The 20,259-nt window shown below is 66.9% G+C and carries 20 protein-coding genes; 4 read left to right on the forward strand and 16 right to left on the reverse strand.

What is annotated here, in order from left to right; translation table 11 throughout:
* Positions 1 to 50: 50 nt before the first annotated feature.
* The 4 genes from nifV to FHW79_RS19950 form a co-directional block, all read right to left on the reverse strand.
* Positions 51 to 1,196: a homocitrate synthase gene (gene nifV / locus FHW79_RS19935; protein WP_183180552.1), complete on the reverse strand. Its 1,146-nt coding sequence runs from the start codon at positions 1,194 to 1,196 to the stop codon at positions 51 to 53.
* A 245-nt stretch (positions 1,197 to 1,441) separates the two neighbouring features.
* Positions 1,442 to 2,659 (reverse strand): cysteine desulfurase NifS, encoded by a 1,218-nt coding sequence (nifS, locus tag FHW79_RS19940; RefSeq protein WP_183180553.1) that lies wholly within the window; start codon positions 2,657 to 2,659, stop codon positions 1,442 to 1,444.
* Between the two features lie 3 nt (positions 2,660 to 2,662).
* Positions 2,663 to 3,580, reverse strand: coding sequence for a Fe-S cluster assembly protein NifU (gene nifU, locus FHW79_RS19945; protein ID WP_183180554.1), 918 nt, complete (start codon positions 3,578 to 3,580; stop codon positions 2,663 to 2,665).
* Between the two features lie 48 nt (positions 3,581 to 3,628).
* Positions 3,629 to 4,009, reverse strand: a complete 381-nt coding sequence (locus FHW79_RS19950) for an iron-sulfur cluster assembly accessory protein (RefSeq protein WP_137102562.1) — start codon at positions 4,007 to 4,009, stop codon at positions 3,629 to 3,631.
* 281 nt (positions 4,010 to 4,290) lie between these two features.
* On the opposite strand from FHW79_RS19950, the gene FHW79_RS19955 reads away from it, so the two are divergent.
* Positions 4,291 to 4,788, forward strand: a complete 498-nt coding sequence (locus tag FHW79_RS19955) for a hypothetical protein (RefSeq protein WP_183180555.1) — start codon at positions 4,291 to 4,293, stop codon at positions 4,786 to 4,788.
* Between the two features lie 37 nt (positions 4,789 to 4,825).
* On the opposite strand, the gene FHW79_RS19960 is transcribed toward FHW79_RS19955, so the two are convergent.
* The 12 genes from FHW79_RS19960 to FHW79_RS20015 all read right to left on the reverse strand — a co-directional run bounded on the left by FHW79_RS19960 (position 4,826) and on the right by FHW79_RS20015 (position 17,650).
* Positions 4,826 to 5,416: a nitrogen fixation protein NifQ gene (locus FHW79_RS19960; protein WP_183180556.1), complete on the reverse strand. Its 591-nt coding sequence runs from the start codon at positions 5,414 to 5,416 to the stop codon at positions 4,826 to 4,828.
* A 52-nt stretch (positions 5,417 to 5,468) separates the two neighbouring features.
* Positions 5,469 to 5,762: a ferredoxin III, nif-specific gene (fdxB, locus tag FHW79_RS19965; protein ID WP_114860860.1), complete on the reverse strand. Its 294-nt coding sequence runs from the start codon at positions 5,760 to 5,762 to the stop codon at positions 5,469 to 5,471.
* 161 nt (positions 5,763 to 5,923) lie between these two features.
* The gene (locus tag FHW79_RS19970) at positions 5,924 to 6,130 is read right to left on the reverse strand and encodes a CCE_0567 family metalloprotein (RefSeq protein ID WP_183180557.1); all 207 of its coding nucleotides are present in this window, start codon (positions 6,128 to 6,130) and stop codon (positions 5,924 to 5,926) included.
* A gap of 10 nt (positions 6,131 to 6,140) precedes the next feature.
* Positions 6,141 to 6,605 (reverse strand): NifX-associated nitrogen fixation protein, encoded by a 465-nt coding sequence (locus tag FHW79_RS19975; protein ID WP_114860858.1) that lies wholly within the window; start codon positions 6,603 to 6,605, stop codon positions 6,141 to 6,143.
* A 4-nt stretch (positions 6,606 to 6,609) separates the two neighbouring features.
* Positions 6,610 to 7,011: a nitrogen fixation protein NifX gene (nifX, locus tag FHW79_RS19980; RefSeq protein ID WP_183180558.1), complete on the reverse strand. Its 402-nt coding sequence runs from the start codon at positions 7,009 to 7,011 to the stop codon at positions 6,610 to 6,612.
* A 47-nt stretch (positions 7,012 to 7,058) separates the two neighbouring features.
* A complete protein-coding gene (gene nifN, locus FHW79_RS19985) occupies positions 7,059 to 8,471 on the reverse strand; it encodes a nitrogenase iron-molybdenum cofactor biosynthesis protein NifN (protein ID WP_183180559.1) in 1,413 nt (470 codons plus the stop codon).
* Positions 8,472 to 8,476: 5 nt separating this feature from the next.
* Positions 8,477 to 9,892, reverse strand: coding sequence for a nitrogenase iron-molybdenum cofactor biosynthesis protein NifE (gene nifE / locus FHW79_RS19990; RefSeq protein ID WP_183180560.1), 1,416 nt, complete (start codon positions 9,890 to 9,892; stop codon positions 8,477 to 8,479).
* Between the two features lie 205 nt (positions 9,893 to 10,097).
* Positions 10,098 to 11,585 carry a PAS domain-containing methyl-accepting chemotaxis protein gene (locus tag FHW79_RS19995; protein ID WP_183180561.1) on the reverse strand — a complete coding sequence of 496 codons (1,488 nt, stop codon included), beginning with the start codon at positions 11,583 to 11,585 and terminating at the stop codon, positions 10,098 to 10,100.
* Between the two features lie 514 nt (positions 11,586 to 12,099).
* Positions 12,100 to 13,659 carry a nitrogenase molybdenum-iron protein subunit beta gene (nifK, locus tag FHW79_RS20000; RefSeq protein WP_183180562.1) on the reverse strand — a complete coding sequence of 520 codons (1,560 nt, stop codon included), beginning with the start codon at positions 13,657 to 13,659 and terminating at the stop codon, positions 12,100 to 12,102.
* Positions 13,660 to 13,689: 30 nt separating this feature from the next.
* Positions 13,690 to 15,129 carry a nitrogenase molybdenum-iron protein alpha chain gene (gene nifD / locus FHW79_RS20005; RefSeq protein WP_014239785.1) on the reverse strand — a complete coding sequence of 480 codons (1,440 nt, stop codon included), beginning with the start codon at positions 15,127 to 15,129 and terminating at the stop codon, positions 13,690 to 13,692.
* Between the two features lie 141 nt (positions 15,130 to 15,270).
* Complete coding sequence (gene nifH, locus FHW79_RS20010; RefSeq protein WP_014239786.1) at positions 15,271 to 16,152, reverse strand: nitrogenase iron protein; 882 nt, start codon at positions 16,150 to 16,152, stop codon at positions 15,271 to 15,273.
* A 259-nt stretch (positions 16,153 to 16,411) separates the two neighbouring features.
* Positions 16,412 to 17,650 carry a hypothetical protein gene (locus FHW79_RS20015; protein WP_247884511.1) on the reverse strand — a complete coding sequence of 413 codons (1,239 nt, stop codon included), beginning with the start codon at positions 17,648 to 17,650 and terminating at the stop codon, positions 16,412 to 16,414.
* Between the two features lie 344 nt (positions 17,651 to 17,994).
* Here FHW79_RS20015 and FHW79_RS20020 point away from each other — a divergent pair, with 344 nt between their 5' ends.
* From FHW79_RS20020 to FHW79_RS20030, 3 genes are read left to right on the forward strand one after another with little or no spacing between them, the layout of a single operon-like run.
* Positions 17,995 to 18,882, forward strand: coding sequence for an NAD(+)--dinitrogen-reductase ADP-D-ribosyltransferase (locus FHW79_RS20020; RefSeq protein WP_183180564.1), 888 nt, complete (start codon positions 17,995 to 17,997; stop codon positions 18,880 to 18,882).
* Positions 18,883 to 18,909: 27 nt separating this feature from the next.
* Positions 18,910 to 19,803 (forward strand): ADP-ribosyl-[dinitrogen reductase] hydrolase, encoded by an 894-nt coding sequence (draG, locus tag FHW79_RS20025; protein WP_183180565.1) that lies wholly within the window; start codon positions 18,910 to 18,912, stop codon positions 19,801 to 19,803.
* A gap of 8 nt (positions 19,804 to 19,811) precedes the next feature.
* On the forward strand, positions 19,812 to 20,240 hold the full coding sequence (locus FHW79_RS20030; RefSeq protein ID WP_183180566.1) for an ArsC/Spx/MgsR family protein: 429 nt from the start codon (positions 19,812 to 19,814) through the stop codon (positions 20,238 to 20,240).
* Positions 20,241 to 20,259: the final 19 nt, after the last annotated feature.

Raw genomic sequence — 20,259 nt, forward strand, 5'->3', positions numbered from 1 at the left:
TCATGGCGAGGTCCGGGTGGGCGTCGATCGCGGCCATGGGGTCCTCCGGATCACGAAGAGACGACGCTCCAGCGGGTGGCGTCGTCGTGGAAGGCGCGCAACTCCTCCGCCGTCGGGGCGCGCTTGGCGCGGGTGGCGAGGGCGCGGACCCGCGGCAGCACCGCCTGGGCAGTGGCGTCGTCGCAGGCGATGCCGAGCTGGCCGTAGGCCATCTTCACCCCGGCCGTGCCGGAATGCTTGCCCAGCACGATGCGGTGCTCGCGCCCCACCTCGGCGGGGTCGAAATTCTGGTAGGTGGCGCGGTCGCGCAGCAGCCCGTCGACGTGGATGCCGGCCTCGTGCGTGAAGACGGCGTCGCCGACGATCGACTTGTTGACCGCCACCGGCCGGTTGGACGCGCGCTCCACGAGGTCGGAGATCGCCCCCAGCGCGCGGGTGTCCACCCCGCAGTCCTGGCCGTAGAGCACCTTCAGCGACACCACCACCTCCTCCAGCGGGGCGTTGCCGGCGCGCTCGCCGAGACCGTTGACGGTGGTGTTGACGTGGGTCGCCCCGCCCAGCACGGCGGCCAGCGAGTTGGCGTTGGCGAGGCCGAGGTCGTCGTGGGCGTGGATCTCGATCTCCAAATCGGTGGCCCGGCGCAGCCGTTCGATGCAGGCGCGCGTCTGGAAGGGGTCGAGCACGCCCAGCGTGTCGGCGAAGCGGAAGCGGCGGGCGCCGGCCTCCTGCGCCACGGTCGCGGCGGCGATCAGGAAATCCATGTCGGCGCGCGAGGAGTCCTCGCCGCCCAGGCTGACCTCCAGCCCGTGGTCGCGGGCCGTCTTGACCTTGCGTTCGATCTCCGCCAGGGCCCAGGCGCGGCTGCGCTTCAGCTTTTTGGTGATGTGGATGTCGGAGACGGGCATCGACAGGTTGACGGTGCCGACCCGGCAGTCCAGCGCGGCTTTCAGGTCGGTGTCGTGCATGCGGCACCAGACCATCAGCCGCGCCTTCAGCCCCAGAGCGGCGACGGCGCGGATGCCCTCGCGCTCCTCCGGGCCCATGGCGGGGATGCCGATCTCCAGCTCCGGCACGCCGGCCTCGTCGAGTGCGCGGGCGATGGCGATCTTCTCGTCGAGCGTGAAGGCGACCCCCGCCGTCTGCTCCCCGTCGCGCAGCGTCGTGTCGTTGATGATGGTGGAACCGGCCATCGGCATGACGTGAGCCTCGATGCGAATGCGTCGCGGTGGTTGCCCCCTCCCTCCCCACTGCGTGGGTCCCCTCCCTCCCCCGCTGGGCGGGAGAGGGCCTTGATTCCCTTCCCTGCGAAGCGGGGGAGGGTTAGGGAGGGGGCAGCGGGGCCAGAAAGTGTGTCGCAGACCGGGCCGGGGAACCGCGTCCCGGCGGGTGTCGTCGGGCGGGTTGCCGGGGCGTGGGCCCGGCCCGGCCTGCGATCTCGGTGTTACGAATAGACCGGGGCGAACTCCTTCGGCGCGCCCGCCTGCGACCAGTAGGGCGACAGCGAGCGCAGCTTCGCGATGATGCCGGGAACGACCGCGATCACCCGGTCGATCTCCTCCTCGGTCGTCTCGCGCGACAGGGAGAAGCGGGTGGCGCCGTGGGCGGCGGTGTAGGGCACGCCCATCGCCCGCATCACGTGGCTCGGCTCCAGCGACCCGGAGGTGCAGGCCGACCCCGAGGAGGCGGCGATGCCGGCCTCGTTCAGCAGGAGGAGGATCGCCTCGCCCTCGATGTACTCGAAGGCGACGTTGCAGGTGTTGGGCAGGCGGTTGGCCGGGTTGCCGGTGACGAAGCAGTTGGGAACGGCGGCCAGGATGGCCTGCTCCAGCTTGTCGCGCAGCGCCCTCACCCGCGTGTTCTCGTCGGTCATGTGCATGAGCGCGAGCTGTGCCGCCGCCCCCAACCCGACGATGCCCGGCGCGTTCTCCGTGCCGGCGCGGCGCGAGCGTTCCTGGTGGCCGCCGCGCAGCATCGGGCGGAAGCGCAGGCCGCGCTTGACGTAGAGCGCGCCGATGCCCTTGGGCGCGTGCAGCTTGTGGCCGGACAGCGACAGCATGTCCACCGCGCTGGTGGCGAGCGTCATCGGGATCTTGCCGACCGCCTGCACCGCGTCGGTGTGGAACACCGCCCCCGCCGCCTTGGCGAGCTGGGCCAGCTCCTCGATCGGGAAGATCGTCCCGGTTTCGTTGTTCGCCCACATGATCGAGACGATGGCGACGTCCGGACCCAGCGCCGCCTCGTAGGCGTCGAGGTCGAGGTTGCCCCGGTTGTCCACGCCGATGCGGTGGACGGTGTAGCCGCGCTTCTTCTCCAGATAGTCGCACAGCGCCAGGACGGCGGGATGCTCGACCACGCTGGTGACGATGCTCTTCTTCTTCGGATAGGCCTCCAGCACCGACAGGATGGCGGTGTTGTCGCTCTCCGTGCCGCCGGAGGTGAAGACGATCTCGCTGTCATGGGCGGCGCCGAGCAGCGCCTGCACCTGCTTGCGCGCCCATTCGATCTTGCCGCCCACCGCGGCGCCGAAGCCGTGCATGGAGGAGGGGTTGCCGAACTGCTCGGTGAACAGCGGCAGCATCTCCGCCAGCACCTCCGGATCGACGCGGGTGGTGGCGTTGTTGTCGAGGTAGATGCCCTTTTGAAGGTTGTTCGCGGTCATGGCTCAGGCCCCCACCGGCAGGAGGGAGGCGGGCTTGACGCGGACGAACTCGCCCAGCGCCTCGACCAGCTTGGCCTGCACGCCCATCATGGTGCCGGCGGACTGCGAACAGCCGGAACAGGCGCCCGTCAGCCGGACGTAGATGTCCTTGCCGTCGATGTCCACCAGCTCCACGTCGCCGCCGTCGCGCTGGATCTGCGGGCGCAGCTCCTCGATGGCGACCATGATCTTCTGCATGCGCTGCACGTTCGTGAGCTTCGCCGGGGCGGCCTCGGCCTTCGGGGCCAGCGGCTTGATGGCGTCCAGCCCGACCGTGCCGGGCGCGTGGGGCTTGGGCGGGGCCAGCGCGCCGGTCTTGGCGAGCACGGCCTCCAGCACCTCCTCGATCTTCTCGTGGCAGGTCTGGCAGGAGCCGCCGGCCTTGGTGTAGTGGGTGACCTCCTCCAGCGTGGTCAGGCTGTTGACGGTCACCGCGCGCTCGATCATCGCCGCGTCGATGCCGAAGCACTTGCAGACCAGCTCGCCTTCCTCGTGGTCGTCGACCCACTCCTCGCCCTTGAAGTCGGCGATGGCGGCGCGGAGCGCCTCGGCGCCCATGACCGAACAGTGCATCTTCTCCGGCGGCAGGCCGCCCAGATACTCGGCGATGTCGCGGTTGGTGACGGCCAGCGCCTCGTCCACCGTCTTGCCGATGATCATCTCCGTCAGCGCCGACGAGGACGCGATGGCCGAGCCGCAGCCGAAGGTCTGGAACTTCGCGTCCTCGATGACCTTGCTGTCGGGGTTGACCTTCATCATCAGCTTCAGGGCGTCGCCGCAGGTGATCGACCCGACCTCGCCCACGGCGTTCGCCTCATCCAGCGCGCCGGCGTTCTTCGGGTTGAAGAAGTGTTCCTTGACCTTGTCGGTGTAGTTCCACATGACGCCTTGCCTTTCCCGACGTTATCGGGTGGGGGAGAGTGTTCGGGGTTAGTGGGCGGTGCCGCAGCCGCCGGCCGACGGCGCGGAGGAGCAGCTGCCCCCCGGACCCGCCGAGAAGGACTTGCCGCAGCCGCAGCTGCCCGTGGCGTTCGGGTTGTCGAACTTGAAGCCCGCGCCCTCGACCCCTTCGACGAAATCGACCACCACGCCGGTCAGGAAGGGCTGGCTGGTCGGATCGACGAAGATCGTCACCGGGCCGAAGGTCAGCACGGCGTCCTCGTCGCCCGCCGTGGCCTCCAGCCCCATCTGGTACTTCATGCCGGCGCAGCCGCCGTCGGCCACCGCGATGCGCAGGCCGGCCGCGGCGCCGCCGGACTTCGCCAGCACGCGCTCCAGGGTGTTCACCGCCGCATCCGTCAGGGTCACCATGTCTGCCGCCTCCAAATGCTCCGTCGGGCATGCCGACCGTTCCTGGTCATAGAACAGCAAGCGGTGTGCCAACTTCTAAGTTGTTGATTTTGATAAATTGTCAGATCGGGTGGCTGGTGTTTTCCCGACAATTGTCGGGTCGGGGCCATGTCGGCTTTGCGACATCCTGCGACGAAAGGACGCACAATTTGATTATGGGCTTTTGCGAAACCGGCTTGCGGCCCATACAGGATTGTCGGTCGGGCGCACGGTTTCGCGAAACAACGGAAAGGGACGGGGTAATGGAGCGGCCGGTCGAATTGCGGATGTCCAACGGGCGCATGGCCTTCGGCGAGGTGCCCGAGCACATCGACGAGAAGCTCCAAGAGGCGGTGAAGGCACGCCCCGACGCCGCGGCCTGCGAGGCACTGCTGTGGGAGGCCCACCGGATGGGGCCGCGCGTCCTGCCGGTCTTCTACGCGCTCTACAAATTCTACTTCAACCGCAAGCGCCTCGCGGATGCGGAGCGGGTGGCGATGATCGGTCTGGACGCGGCGGCGCGCGAGGGTGGATACGCCGGCGACTGGCGGGGCCTGCGCGTGGACAGCGCGGATTGGGCGAAGGAAGGGCCGCCGCGCTTCACCCTCTTCACCCTGAAGGCGTTGGCCTTCATCAGCCTGCGCAGCGCGCGGGTGGAGGACGCGCGGGCGATCCTCGCCAAGCTGGTGGAGATCGACCCGCAGGACCGGGTCGGCTACGGCGTCATCGCCGCGCTGGCGAGGGGCGTGGGGGACGAGTGACTCGGCAAAGGGACGGGTGATTGGCGGATCGGGTCCGTCAGTCACCCGCCCCGAAGCAGACCGCTTCCGCGCCGCAATCGCGGCAGACCGGGGCGCCACAGGGGATCAGCCCGTCCCGCGCGCAGAGGAAGCGGTAGAGAAAGGCCTTCCAGCGGGTGCCGGTGGCGTTGAGTCGGGCCAGCGGTTCGAAATGGCGCTCCATCAGCGCCGCGAGGTGGCTCGGTCCGGCCAGCCCGAGGTCCCGCCACAGCTCACCCTCGTCGAGCATGGCCCGCGCCACGATGGCGGCGAGCCAGTCCTCCTCCTCGATGCCCAGCGAGCGGTGGGCGAGCAGGAGGGCGGCGATGTCGTCCGCCTCACCCCGGAGAAGCACAGGCAGAGGGGCGGGCGAGCTGTCGGGAACCGGCAGGCCGGCCGCGAAGGCGCCGGGAAAGTAGCGGTCGAGAAGCTGGCCAAGCGCCCGCTCGTCGAGACCCAGCGCGCCCGGACCCGCCGGCCAGCGGCGAGCCAGGATGCAGGCGAACAGATGCGCGTCGAAGACGTTGCAGCGTCCCTGGCGGTCGGTCAGCCAGCGGTACAGCCGCGTGGTGTCGCCCACCCCCGGCGGGGCGGCGTGCAGGATGCCCATGGCGTCCTCCTCCGGGGGTGGTCAGGCCGTCTCAGGCAAGGTTGGGCGACCGTCAGGCCGCCTGGGGCAAGTGGGTGATGCAGCTCTTGGAGCAGACCTTGCCGCAGCTCTCGCAGCCGATGCAGTTGCCGGCGTTCTTGACGCTCATGACCTTCTTCTCGGCCTCGTCGTCGAAGGCGTCGACGATGTCGCCATCCTCGGTGATGCCGATCAGTTCCAGCACGTCGCGGCCGCAGACCTTGAAGCAGCGGCCGCAGCCGATGCACATCTTCTGGTCGACGCTTTCCACGAATTTCGGCGTCCAGGCGGCGCCGCCGCGGGTGGTGCCGGTCACGAACTCAGCCATCGTCTGCTCCTCAATCGGGCTTGGTGTGTTGTTTGGTGGGAATTGGACGCTGTGGTTGCCCCCACCCCGGCCCTCCCCCGCTGGGCGGGGGAGGGGGAACAGTTCCCTCCCCTGCGCAGCGGGGGAGGGTTAGGGTGGGGGCAATGTTTCCGAACCAGCGCTCAGGCGGACGCCGCCTCCAGCGCTTTCAGCGCGGCGCGCTTCTCGGTCAGGGCCTTGTAGGCGTCGTGGGTCTCCTGGGCGACCTGGAGGATGGACTGCCAGTTCTGCGGCAGCTCCTCCGACAGGTCGTGCAGGTCCATCTTCTTCTGGGTCGCGCGGGCGTTGAGCTTCTTGACCTCGTCCTTCAGGGCGTCGATGTCGGACATGGCGGATTCCTCACAGATCGGCGACGTCGGGATACTTGCGGATCAGCGCCACGGCCTCCTCCACGATCTTGGCGCCGTCGGCGGCCAGCTTCTCCAGCGACGGGAAGCCGAAGCGGTGGACGTCGCGCAGGTGCTTCGACACCACGACCAGCCGGCCGGTGGTCAGCACCATGCGGCCAAAGCCCTCGTGGCTCATCTTCATGATGGGGGAGGCGATGTGGCCGGTCTGCTTCTCGACCGTGATGCCGACGGCCTTGTAGAACAGCTCCAGCCGCCACAGCGTGTCGGGGTCCGGGTCGCCCATGATCGGAATGGCGGCGCGGGCCTCCTTGTCGAGGATGAAGGGGGCGAGGATCGTCTCGTCGCTCTTGCCTTCCCAGGCGCCGTAGCTGTCTTCGGCGCGGAACAGCATGACCAGGGTCTTCAGAAAGGCCTCGGCGAGATCGCTCCCGGCGGCCACGGTGGTGTCGGTCATGCTCTCAATCCTCCTCGTCGAAGGCCAGCTCCTGCGGCTGGCCGGCGTTCAGGGCCTTGCGCAGCCAGGGCGGCGGGTTGCCGTTGATGGTTTCGACCAGACGGTCGAGCAGGGCGGTGATGCTGTCCGTGGCCTCCACCTTCACGGGGTGGATCTTCTTCGCCACCACGCGGGCGGCGGCGGAGGCGCCGATCGCCGACAGGTAGACGATGGCGCAGTCGGCCAGCGCGTCGAGCTTCGGGATCAGCTTGTCCTCGTTGCCGTCCTCGAACATCGAGCCGCCGAACTGGCAGGTCTCGACCATTTTGTAGCCGGCCTTGTCCACCTCGTAGACCACGATGTTCTTGGCCCACCCGAAATGCGCGTCGACGTGCTGCATGTCCTGGGTGCAGAAAGCGACCTTCATGGAACCTCCTTTGCGGGGCCGGCCCTCCTCGGCCTGGCCCACCACACTCAGCCGGCGCTGCATCCGCATGATCCGCTCCCGCAGTGCTGGCCGTGTTCATGCCCGTCCCCATGAGGATGGCCGTGAGGATGACCGTGAGCGTGGCCGTGCTCGTCGTGGTCCATCTCGCGGGACAGGAACAGGTTGCCGATCTCGAACAGAAGCTCGCGGGTGCCGCGGTAGCCGACATGGACCTTCAGCCCGGCGCCCAGCCGGTCGAACATGGGAAGGCCCATGCGGTGCAGCGGCACGCCGATGCGCGCCGCCCCCTGCCGCCCGTGCGAGTTCGACACGATCAGGTCGGCGTCGCGGGCCAGCGTCTCCACGTCGGAATGGTCGCCGACCATGACGGTCGCGGCCTTCAGCTTCTCCAGGACGGCGGTCTGGGTGGGGGAGACGGCGGCGATCACCTCCGCCCCCATGTCCGCCAGGAAGCTGGTGACGGCGTAGAGCAGGTCCGGCTCCAGCGCCACGGCGATCCGCTTGCGGCTGTAGAAGAAATGCCCGTCCAGCATGCCGTCGACCAGCGTCTCGCGCTGGCGGCGCAGCTTCGCCGGCACCGGGCGGCCCGACAGCTCAGACAGAGTGCGGACGAGGCGGTCGGACGCCTCCAGCCCGGTCAGCCGGTCGAAGAAGACGCTGCGCACGTCGGTCTTCAGCTCCAGCGCGGCGGCGGCGACGCGCATGTGCTCGCCGATCACCAGCGTGGCCTCCGACGCGCCCATCGCCGCGATCCGTTCCACCGTCACGCCGCCCAGCGAGGTCGCCGTGAAGTCGTCCGGCTGGCGGCCCGACATGGACAGCGACAGGTCGGGCAGGAAGATCGGCGACAGGCCGAAGCTCTCGATGATGTCGCGCAGTTCCTCGACGTCGCCCGGCGACAGGTGGCAGCCGGCCAGCACATTGATCTGGCCCTTCACCGTGGTTTCCGACGGCTGGACCACCTCCTCGACGATGCCGGTCACCGCGGCGGAGAAGCCGTCCTCGAACCCGCCGGAGAAATCCGGGGTGTTGGCGAAGACCAGCTTCAGGCCGGCCAGGGCGGGGTTGCGCTGGCGGAACAGCGAATACTGGCCGGCCATGTCCTCGCCCTTGGTCTCGGTCACGCCGGTGGTGGCGACCCCGATCAGGGCGGGCGCGTTGCGCTCGTGGATGGTGCGGACGGCCTGCTCCAGATTCTCGTAGCCGCCGAGGATGGTGGAGACCTGATCCATCGCCGTGGTCTGGAGCGGGATGGCCTCGCGGAAATGGCGGACCAGCAGGACCAGCCCGAAGGCGGTGCAGCCCTGGCTGCCGTGGAACAGCGGCATGCAGCGGTCCACGCCGAGGAAGGCGAGCGCCGCGCCCAGCGGCTGGCTCATCTTCAGCGGGTTGGTGGAGGCCGCCTTGGCGGAGTGGGGGAAGCGTTGGATGTTGCCCATGGCGGTCACGCCCCCACCGGCTTGGCGTCCGGCCTGGAGTCCGGTTTCAAGTCCCAGGGTGCGGCCAAGCGCACCTGCCGCCAGATCGGGTTGGACAGGGTCTTGTCGATTTCCTCACACAGGTTGACGATGCCGTCATAGCCCGCGTAGGGGGTGTGGCGCTCCTGGTTGAGGTCGAGCCACGGCACCTTGGCCTTCAGCGCGATGAACTGCGACCGGCCGCCGGACATCATGATGTCGGCCTCGCTGTCGCGCAGCATCTTGTAGATGTCGCGGGGCTTCAGGTCGTCCCACTGGTGGAACTCCTCGCCCTTCATCTTCTTGATGCGCTCCTTGTCCTCCTTGGTGGACTTCTTCGTGGAGGTGCCGACGATGGTCAGCCCTGCGCCTTCCAGCGCGGTGACCATCGACCAGCTCTTCACGCCGCCGGTGAACAGCAGGACGCGCTTGCCGTCGAAGCGCGGCCGGTAAGGCTCCAGGCGCCGCCAGACGCGGCTTTCCTCGCGGGCGATGACGCCCTCGGTGCGGTCGATGATCGCCTTGTCGGCGCCGCGCTCCACCAGCATGCGGGCCATGGTGCGCAGCGTGTCCGACATGTCCGACACGCCGTAGAAGGAGCCTTCGAAATAGGGGATGCCCCAGCGCTCCTGCATCTTGCGCCCGACATTCACCAGCGCCTGCGAGCAGACCACCATGGTCAGACGCGCCCGGTGGGCCTGCGCCACCTCGTTGTAGCGCCCGTCGCCGGAGATGCAGGACAGGATGCGGATGCCGATCTCGTCGAGGAGCGGCTTCACCAGCCACAGCTCGCCGGCCAGATTGTATTCGCCGACGATGCAGATGTCGGTCGGGGTCGTGACCTCCGGCTCCACCGTGCCGATGACGTGGTCGAGCAGCGTCTCGCCGGCCAGCTTGTTGCCGAGGTTCTTCGAGCCCACGAAGCCCGGCGCCATCACCGGGATCACCGGCTTGCCCAGCTTCTTCGCGGCGAACTTGCAGACCGCCTCGATGTCGTCGCCGATCATGGCGGGGACGCAGGTCTGGTAGACGAAGACGGCCGGCGGGTCGTACTGCTGAACGATCTCCTTGATCGCCCGGTAGAGCTTCTTCTCGCCGCCGTGGATGATGTCGAGTTCCGACATGTCCGTGGTGAAGCCGGTGCGGTAGAGCTGCGAGCCCGACGATCTGGTGCCGCGGTTGTCCCAGGAGTTGCCGAGGCAGGCGATCGGCCCGTGCACGAGGTGGGCGGCGTCGGCGATCGGCTGGAGCGCGATCATCGCGCCGTCATAGGCGCAGCCCCCGGCGGCGGCCCCCGGCTTCAGAGCCTTGGAGCAACCCTTCTTCCGCTCCTTCTCCGACTTGGCTTGGTTGGTGGAGCAACCCGGCTCGTTGAAGACGTCCTGGAGCTTTTCCTGGAGCATGACCTTCTCCCGCCATTGGCCGACATCGGCGCCTGTGGGCCAGTCGCCTGTGAGTCAGTCATATGCAGGAGGTGTGCCAAAGAGTGAGTTGTTTATGTTCAATAGGTTAAGGTGAGCGGCCCCGTGTGCGATACCCGACAATCACGGACTTTGTCGGGTATCGCACAGCCTTGGGGCGATGGCCGGCCGCGTAAGGCGCGCGCCCTCAACGGGCCAGAACCTTGGCGGCCTCCTTGGTTTCCGAGACGGCCGCGGCGATCTGGGTGATGGCGGCGTTGATGGCGCCGATGTTGTGGTCGACGGCGCTGACCGAGGCCGAGGCGTTCTGCATGTTGGTGGACATGTCGCCGGTGACCGCGCTCTGCTCCTCCACCGCCCCGGCGGAGACGGTGACGAACTCCATCAGGTTGCCGGTGGCCTGACGGATGTTGCCCAGCGACGCGACCACGTCGGACGAGACTGCCTGCATCCCCTCGATCTCCTTGGTGATCTGGGCGGTTGCGCTGGCGGACTGGTTGGCGAGGTTCTTGACCTCGTTGGCGACCACCGCGAAGCCGCGCCCCGCCTCGCCGGCCCGCGCCGCCTCGATGGTGGCGTTCAGCGCCAGCAGGTTGATCTGGCTGGCGATCGAGCTGATCAGATCGACGATGCCGCCCATCGCCTTGGCGACCTCCGTCAGCCGCGCCGCCGCCCGGTCGGCGTTCTCCGTCTCGGCCATCGCGGTGCTCGCCGCCTGGCGGGAGCGGATCATGCTGTCGGCGATCTCCCGGGCCGACGCGGCCAGCTCCTCCGCGCTCGCCGCGACGGTCTGGACCGTGCCCTGGGTGGCGCCCGACCGCTGGGCGGCGTCCTCGGCCTGTCGCCCGGCGGCGGAGAGCGCGGTGTCGATCTCGGTGAAGTTGTTGTCGATCAGCGACTTCAGCTGGTCCAGCAACTCCACCTGCTGGGTGATGTCGGTGGCGAATTTGACGATCTTGCTCAGCCGGTTGTTGCTGTCGAACACGGGGTTGTAGGAGGCCTGAATCCACACCACGCGACCGCCCTTGCCGATCCGCTTGTACTGGGCGGCCTGGAAGCGGCCCTGCCGCAGGCTCTCCCAGAAGGCGCGGTAGTCCGGACTGCCGTGCTCCGCCGGATCGACGAAGGTGCTGTGGTGGCGCCCCGCGATCTCCGGCAGCGTGTAGCCGAGCAGGGACAGGAAATTCTCGTTGGCGGTGATGACCGTGCCATCGGGGGTGAATTCGATCACCGCCTGCGACTTCGAGATGGCCTCAGCCTTGCCGCGCAGATCGAGGTGTTCCCGGTGGCGCTCGGTGACGTCGGTGCAGACCTTGACCACCTTGTGGGTGACGCCCTGGCGGTTCTTGATCGGGTTGTAGGAGGCCTCGATCCAGACCTCCCGACCGCCCTTGCCGATGCGCTTGTAGAGGGAGGACTGAAACTCGCCGCGGCGCAGGCGTTCCCAGAAATCCTTGTATTCCGGGCCGTCCTGGAGACTCGTTTCGACGAAGATGCGATGGTGTTTCCCTTTGATCTCCTCGAAGCTGTATCCCATGCATCGGAGAAATTGGTCATTTGCCGACAATATGTTGCCAGATGTGTCAAAGCTGATTATGCCATTAGATTTGTCTAATGCGTCCGTGATCTCGGACGCCTCAGTATTTTTCGACTTTAGAAAGGCTGTAAAAGGCATGCCGATTATCCTTAACGCTTAAGACGGGAAAGATTTTTTGAGGCTATGGTGAGCTTGGATAAAAAATAATTAATTACTCTTCGTATGGCGTTGCATCGCAGCGGTGGTGAAAGTAATCGCGAGCGTATATATTTTAAAAGATATCGAACGATTGCAATTTTTTGTTGATTTTGTGGACATTCAGTGGGTGGTGATCGCTGCGACTTCGCGGCTTTCATGCGCCCCGGCCATTCAACCCGTGGGCAATCCGCGCATGCAAAGGAAAACAGTCGGATACCGCCGCGCCGGACAGCCTTCTTCATGAAGCTGTGTGGAGGCGAAGCGTGCAGCGATCGTTGGGGGCGGCTCCGCAGCATTTTTCCACCGGGGGTGATGCCTCCGCCGGCCCGCTGTCAGGCGCCGCAAGATCACGGATCGGAAAATGGAAAAGCCGGAGCCCACCTTGCGGTGGGCTCCGGCTCTCCGGGAAAGCGGCCGGGCGGGGGGATGGAGGCCCCGCGCCGGCCGGGGGAGGTCAGCGCACCAGATCGAACGAGTAGTCGGTCTCGCCGACGATGTTCGTGTTGGCGTCCATGTCCTCGAAGATCCGGTCCAGGATGCGCACCAGCACGTTCAGAGCGCCCTGGTAGCCCCAGGTCGGGTAACGGTGATGGTGGTGGCGGTCGAAGATCGGGTAGGTCAGGCGGATGAGCGGGATCTTGGTGTCGCGCTCCAGATACTTGCCGTAGCTGTTGCCGATGATGTAGTCGACCTTGTCGGTGAACAGCAGCGAGCGCAGGTGCCAGAGGTCCTTGCCGCCGTAGGCCTTGCCGGACTTGCCGAACGGCGAGCCGTCGAGCACCTTCTGAACCTGCTTCTCCCACTTCTTCGAGCCGGAGGTGGACAGGATGTGCACCGGCTCGGCGCCCAGCTCCATCAGGAACTTCGACATGCCCAGGCAGAAGTCCGGGTCGCCGTACACGGCGAAGCGCTTGCCGTGCAGGTGGGTGTGGCTGTCGGCGATGGCGTCGACGAGACGGCCGCGCTCCAGCTTCAGCTCCGCCGGTACCGGCTTGCCGGACAGCTCGGCCAGCTTCAGCAGAAGCTCGTCGGTGCCGGTGACGCCCATCGGGTAGTTGTACTTGGCGACCTGCTGGCCCTTCTCCTTGATGAACTGCAGGGACTGCGGGGTGCAGTATTCCTGCATGGAGATGGTGGCCTTGGCGTGGATGGCCTCCTTCGTGGCCTCCAGCGTGGTGCCGCCGTCATACATGCGGTACTCGCCGTCGGCCGGGGTGTCGAAGTTGTCCGACACGTCCGACAGAATGGTCAGGTCGATGCCGAACAGACCGGCGATGCGCTTCAGCTCGCGGTTGTTGCCGACCGCGAAGCCGTCGAAGCCCGGGATCAGGTTGATCGTCTCGTTCTTCGGGGTGTCGAAGTTCTCCGACGTGCCCCAGAAGTGGGTCAGAACACCCTTGATCATGTTGTCGTAGCCGACGATGTGGCTGCCGACGAAGGCCGGGGTGTGGGCGAAGGGAACCGGGAAATCCGCCGGGACGCTTTCCTTGTTCTTCGCGTTGTTGATGAAGCCCGAGAGGTCGTCGCCGATGACTTCCGCCATGCAGGTGGTCAGCACGGCGATCATCTTCGGCTTGTACAGCGCGTAGGCGTTGGCCAGGCCGTCGATCATGTTGTTCAGGCCGCCGAACACCGCCGCGTCTTCCGTCATCGACGAGGAGACCGCGGAGTTCGGTTCCTTGAAGTGGCGGGTGAGGTGCGTGCGGTAATAGGCGACGCAGCCCTGCGAGCCGTGGACGAAGGGCAGGGTGCCCTCGAAGCCCTGGGCCGCGAACATCGCGCCGATCGGCTGGCAGGCCTTCGTCGGGTTGATGACGACCGCCTCACGGGCGAAGTTCTTTTGCTTGTACTCTTCCGTCTTGGTCCACGCGGAAACCCGGGCGACCTCTTCGTCGGAGTGGCCGTACTCGAACTCCGTCTTCTTGCGCTCGAGCAGCTCCTTGTATTCGGGCTGACGGAAGAGCGTGAAGTGGTCAATGACCTTGTCGGCGCTCTGGGAAACGGGGTGGGACATGCTCATTACTCCTATCTTCCAGAGGCCGCTTTAGAACGGAGCCTTCATGATGCCCCAGACGGGGTTGTTGATGGCCAGATCCATGTCGCGGGCGAAGATCGCGAAGCCGTCGTAGCCGTGATACGGACCCGAGTAATCCCAGGAGTGCATCTGGCGGAAGGGCAGGCCCATCTTCTGGAAGACGTACTTTTCCTTGATGCCCGAGGCGACGAGGTCCGGACGCATCACCTCGACGAACTTCTCCAGTTCGAAGGCGGTGACGTCGTCGTAGATCAGCGTGCCTTCCTTCACGTAGTGCTGGGTGCGCTGATAATCGTCGTTGTGGGCGAATTCGTAACCCGTGCCGACGATCTCCATGCCCAGGTCGTGGTAGGCGTCGACCACGTGGCGCGGACGCAGGCCGCCGACGTAGATCATCACCTTCTTGCCTTCGAGCCGCGGCTTGAACTTGGCGATGACGGCGTCGACCATCGGCTGGTACTTGGCGATGACCTTCTCCGCGTTCTCCTTGATGGTGTCATCGAAGAGAGCGGCGATCTTGCGCAGGGACTCGGCGATCTGCGACGGGCCGAAGAAGTTGTACTCCATCCACGGAATACCGAACTTCTCTTCCATGTGACGCGCGATGTAGTTCATCGAGCGGTAGCAGTGGATGAGGTTCACCTTCGCCTTCGGCGTGTTCTCCAGCTCGGCGAGCGTGCCGTCGCCCGACCACTGGGCGATCACGCGCAGGCCGATCTCCTCCAGCAGGATGCGGCTGGCCCAGGCGTCGCCACCGATGTTGTAGTCACCGATGATGGTGACGTCGTACGGGGTGGAGACGAAGCCTTCCTTCGGCTCGGTCTTCTCGAAGATCCAGTCGCGGATGACGTCGTTGGCGATGTGGTGGCCCAGCGACTGGGAGACGCCGCGGAAGCCTTCGCAACGGACCGGAACGACCGGCTTGCCCAGCTCCTCGGACTTGGCGCGGGCGACCGCCTCGATGTCGTCGCCGATCAGGCCGATCGGGCACTCGGACTGGATGGAGATGCCGTTGACGAGCGGGAACAGCTCGTTGATCTCCTCGATCACCTTGTGCAGCTTCTTGTCGCCGCCGAAGACGATGTCCTTCTCCTGGAAGTCGGAGGTGAAGTGCATCGTGCCCCAGCTGTCCACGCCGGTGTCGCCGACATAGTAGTTGCGGCGGCCGGACCAGGAGTAGTAGCCGCAGCCGACCGGGCCGTGGGAGATGTGGATCATGTCCTTGATCGGACCCCACACCACGCCCTTGGAACCGGCGTAGGCGCAACCACGGATGGTCATCACACCGGGGATCGACTTGATGTTCGACTTGACGCCGCAGTCCTTCGCCTCGGCCTCCAGCACGTTCAGGTGCTTGGCGCGGCGCTTGCGCGACTTCTCAGGATACGCTTCGAGAACCTTGTCGACGAGACCCTTGACGTCGACGCCTTCGTTCACGGACAGGCTCATGGTGCCAGTCTCCTGCATGCTCTCATTGTCCGCGCCACTGCAGCGCGGGACCGAGCCCCCTCTCTCCCACCCCGCGCACAAAGGCGGGGTGGGCTGGGGAGGGGGCCAGTTCAGACCTGTGCCCCGTCAGGGACCCAGGTATCAGGCCTTGGCGGCTTCCTTGGCCTGGAGCTCGGCGAGCTGCTGCTCCTCCGACTTCATGATGCCGAAGTCCATCAGCATCTCTTCCAGCTCTTCCATCGTGATCGGGGTCGGGATGGTGCCCTTGCCCTTGTTCGCGTGGACCTTGTTGGCGAGCTGGCGGTATTCCTGGGCCTGCTGGCTGTCCGGCGCGTACTCGATCACGGTCATGCGGCGCAGCTCGGCGTGCTGCACGATGTTGTCGCGCGGCACGAAGTGGATGAGCTGGGTGCCGAGGCGGGCGGCCAGGGCCGAGGCAAGGTCGATTTCCTTGTCGGTCTGGCGCTCGTTGCAGATCAGGCCGCCGAGGCGCACGCCGCCGCTATGCGCGTACTTCAGGATGCCCTTGGCGATGTTGTTGGCGGCGTAGAGCGCCATCATCTCACCGGACATGACGATGTAGATTTCCTGGGCCTTGTTCTCGCGGATGGGCATGGCGAAACCGCCGCACACCACGTCGCCCAGAACGTCGTAGGAGACGTAATCCACGTCGTCGTAGGCGCCGTTCTCTTCCAGGAAGTTGATCGAGGTGATCACGCCGCGGCCGGCGCAGCCGACCCCCGGCTCCGGACCGCCGGACTCGACGCACTTGATGCCCTTGTAGCCGATCTTGAGAACGTCCTCGAGCTCCAGATCCTCGACCGAGCCGGCTTCGGCGGCGAGGTGCAGCACGGTGTCCTGCGCCTTGGCGTGCAGGATCAGGCGGGTCGAGTCGGCCTTCGGATCGCAGCCGACGATCAGGATCTTCTGATCCAGCTCGACCAGCGCGGCCAGGGTGTTCTGGGAGGTGGTGGACTTGCCGATACCGCCCTTACCGTAGAACGCAATCTGGCGCAAAGACATGGGAGGTTACTCCTTTGCTTGGGTCTACAGGGTGTCTTCAATTCCGGGGCGGCCTGCCCAGCGGCCGCTTCGACCCCTTCTCTGCATCCCCCGTGCCAGTTCGCGGAAAATTTTTAAATCATTGAAAACGAATAAGAAATTCGATTGCGGACGAGCGCGGTCCGCTTTGTCGGGCCTGTGACATACCCGACAAAGCCCGACATTTTGTCGGGTCTCTCGCAATGAAACGGAAGGGATGGACGAATGGCGCTCGGCGCCGTCAGGCGGCGGCGTGGTTCAGCGCGTCGCGGGCGACCACGAGGCGCAGCGCCAGCGCCTCCAGCTCGTCGCCGTCCTGGCCCATGTCATAGAGAAGCTGGGCCAGCGACTGGCCGCGGGCGAGCAGGCGGCGCGCCTTGGCCGGGTCGGCGGGACGGGCCAGCAGGATGCCGACCAGCCGCTCCCCGGCGATGCCGGCCAGCGCGCGGCTGCGCTCGGCCAGACGGCGCTCCAGCGTGTCGAGCACCGCCGGCCGCCCGGCATGGTCGAGGTCGGTGCAGAACTGGTGCAGGGAGCGGAGCTGGCGCAGCAGCGCCTCGAACAGCAGCTCGTCGAGGTCGCCGCCGTTGGCGGCCTTTCCGACAAGATCGAACAGCGTGTCGGAAAGCCGCCACGCCGCCGACAGGCAGTCGTTCATCGCCTTGCGGTCGGCGGGCTCGACGAAGGCGTTGGCCTCCTCGCGGTGCTCCTCCTGGTCGTCGAGGTTCCGCATCGCGACGACAAGCAGCCCATCCACCGAGGCCAGCGTGGCGAGGCTGGCGTGCAGCGCCTTGATGCCGCGGTCGGCGCCGAAGCCGTCCATGGCCTCCGCCGCCCGGCGCAGCGCGTGGCGGGTGAGGCGGCGCGACTGATAGACGACGTCGCGCAGGGCGACGGTGGCGCCCAGCGTCTCCAGCATCAGCCGCCGCGTTTCGAAGCGCAGCAGGGCGTGGGCGAGGCTGTCCATGGCGCCGGCGGTGGCGCCCGCCGGCTCGTCCTCCATGCTCGCCACCGACGCCTCGCCGCGGACCAGCCGGTCGGCGTCGGCGCGGGCGTCCGCCTCGATGGCCGACACCACCGACAGCACGGCGCCGCGCCCGGCGCCGCGCAACAGGGCGACCAGCGCGCGCAGGGCGGTTGCCACCTCCAGCGCGCCGGGCAGCCCATCCTCGGCGGTGCCCTTGTTGTGGACGACGCGGTCGATCAGATGGTCGCGCAGGCGGGGCAGCAGGACGTCCAGGATGATCGGCGCGGTGGGGCGCAGCAGCGCCTCCAGCAGGCGGCCCTGCGGCTGGCCGGGTATGGCGGCCAGTGGGTTGACCGGCTTGGGCACCAGGCGCGGACGGTGGGGCTCCAGCAGGGCCAACACCTCGTTGCCGCGCAGCGGGGTGATGGTGCCGCGCAGCAGCCGGACGAGCGTCACGGCGTCGCGGGCTTCCCTGGCGCCGCGCAGCGGAACGGGCGCCCGACCCGAGCGCATCGGCATCTTTTCCGAGACGGCGGAAGGAAGAAGAACGCGCGGGGGCTGTGCCGCCCGGTTGCGCGTCTCCTGTTCCTTTCGCTTCATCGGCCACATGGCCTTGCCTCGTCTTGCGGTGCTCTGAGTCCCGTTCGATCAACTATGGTGTCGTCTCATCATCCGTTCAAACGGATATTTTTAAGATATTTGGAGTAAGCCGAAAGTTGCTTCGGCTGTTTAATCGAATTGTTTTTGAATTCGAAATGTATTGCAGGGTGGAGGGCGCCGTCCCGCGGTGATGCGGACCCTTGGCGGATGCGCCGGTTCGGGGTATCCATGAAAGAATTGTGGATTTCGGGAATGTCATGGCGGACGGTTCGGCGAGCGGCGGCTTGAGGGATGCGCGGGGACGGCTGATCGATCCGGATTCGCCGCTGGCGCTGAAGGCGCATCGCACCAACCTGCTGAACGTGACGGCGGACGCGCTGTGCGCGGAGTCCTTCAACGACGAGCCGCGGCGCCTGCGCATCGGCGGCACGCGCAGCGACCACGCCGTGCTGTTCGAAGCGCTGGACGAGAGCCCGAACAGCCTGATCGCCGCCGACATCTTCCAACACTACATGGCCTTCACCTTCGGGCTGAACCCGGACTTCTCCGGCGCCGAGGGCGCGGACGGGCGGCGGCGCTACCGCGCCAGCTACCTGCGCCTGCTGAAGGGCTGGCTGTTCGACAGCAACAACGCCGAGGGGGCGGTCCTGAAGGGCTGGGTGGAGAGCCGGTTCGGCCTGCTGCCCACCTATCACAAGGAGCCGATCCTGCGCTTCGCCTCCGACGCGTGGCGGACCTATGGCGAGGAGAAGGTCGCCACCCGCTTCCACAACAACAACATCAACCTGCAGCTCGACCTGCTGTACGAGTATTGCCAGTGGTGGATGCGCCGCGGCTGGCCGGACGCGCCGATGCCGTCCCGCGCCAGCCACATCCGGCTCTACCGCGGCGTCAACGATTTCGAGGAGCACCACATCGTCGCGCGCCCCGACAAGCGCACGGCGGTCCTGCGCCTCAACAACCTCAGCTCCTTTTCCATCGAGCGCGACATCGCCGGCCAGTTCGGGGACTACATCCTCGAAACCTGGGTGCCGCTCACCAAGGTGGTCTTCTTCCGCGACATCCTGCCCCGTTATCCTTTCAAGGGGGAGGGCGAGTATCTGGTCGTCGGCGGGGACTACAGGGTGGGGGTGTCGCTTCTCTGACAACCGATCACGGGACAGATCCGGCCCATGACTGACCATTCCATACGCTCGCGCGCGCTGGGCGCCTATCTCGGGCTGGCCTGCGGCGACGCGCTGGGCGCCACCGTCGAGTTTCTGACAAAGGGCGAGATCGCCCACCAATACGGCGTGCACAAGCACATCAAGGGCGGCGGCTGGCTGAAGCTGCCGGCCGGGCAGGTGACCGACGACACCGAGATGTCGATCCATCTCGGCCGCGCCATCCTGGCCGCTCCGGAGTGGGACGCCCGCCGCGCCGCGGAGGAGTTCGCCGTCTGGCTGAAGGGCGTTCCCGTCGATGTCGGGGACACGACACGGCGCGGCATCCGCCGCTTCATCATGCACGGCACCCTGTCGGAGCCGGAGAGCGAGTATCACGCCGGCAACGGGGCGGCGATGCGCAACCTGCCGGTCGCCCTGGCGACGCTGGGCGACGACGCGGCCTTCGAGCGCTGGACGGTGGAGCAGGCGCACATCACCCACTGCAACGCGATGTCCGACGCGGCGACGTTGACGCTCGGCCACATGGTCCGCCGTCTGGTGCTGGGCGGCGACGTGCGTGACGTGCGCGACGAATCGAACAAGCTCATCGCGAAGCACCGGCAATTCAAGTTCCAGCCCTACCGGGGCCTCGCCACCGCCTACATCGTCGATACGATGCAGACGGTCATGCATTATTATTTCCAGACCGATTCCGTGGAATCCTGCGTCGTCGAGACCGTCAACCAGGGCGGCGACGCCGACACCACCGGCGCCATCGCCGGCATGCTGGCCGGGGCGACCTACGGCGTGGAGACCATCCCGCCGCGCTGGCTGCGCAAGCTCGACCGCGACGTCTACAACGAAATCTGCGCCCAGGTGGACGGGCTGCTCGCCCGCTCCCCGGCGCTCAAGCAGGGGTGACCGCGACCATGGCCGACGTGATCTTCTTCGAAAAGCCCGGCTGCGCCGGCAACAACCGCCAGAAGGCGCTGCTGGCGGAGGCCGGGCACACCGTCCACGCCCGCGACCTGCTGTCCGAGCCCTGGACGGCGGACCGCCTGCGCCCCTTCTTCGGCGACCGCCCGGTGGCCGAGTGGTTCAACCGCGCCGCCCCCGCGGTGAAGAACGGGGAGGTGAACCCGGACGCGCTGGACGAGGCCGCCGCCCTGGCGCTGATGCTCAAGACGCCGCTGCTGATCCGCCGCCCGCTGATGCAGGTGGGCGACCGTCGCGACTGCGGCTTCGAGGCGGAGCGGGTGGACGCCTGGATCGGGCTGGCCGCCGGGGCGCCGGGGGGCAAGCTGGAAGGTTGCGCCCGCGCCGGGATGCCGCCCTGCCCACCGCCCGCAAAGGGGTGACGGGACAACCCCGACTGTC

The sequence above is a fragment of the Azospirillum sp. OGB3 genome (assembly GCF_014192915.1).
Lineage (GTDB): Bacteria > Pseudomonadota > Alphaproteobacteria > Azospirillales > Azospirillaceae > Azospirillum.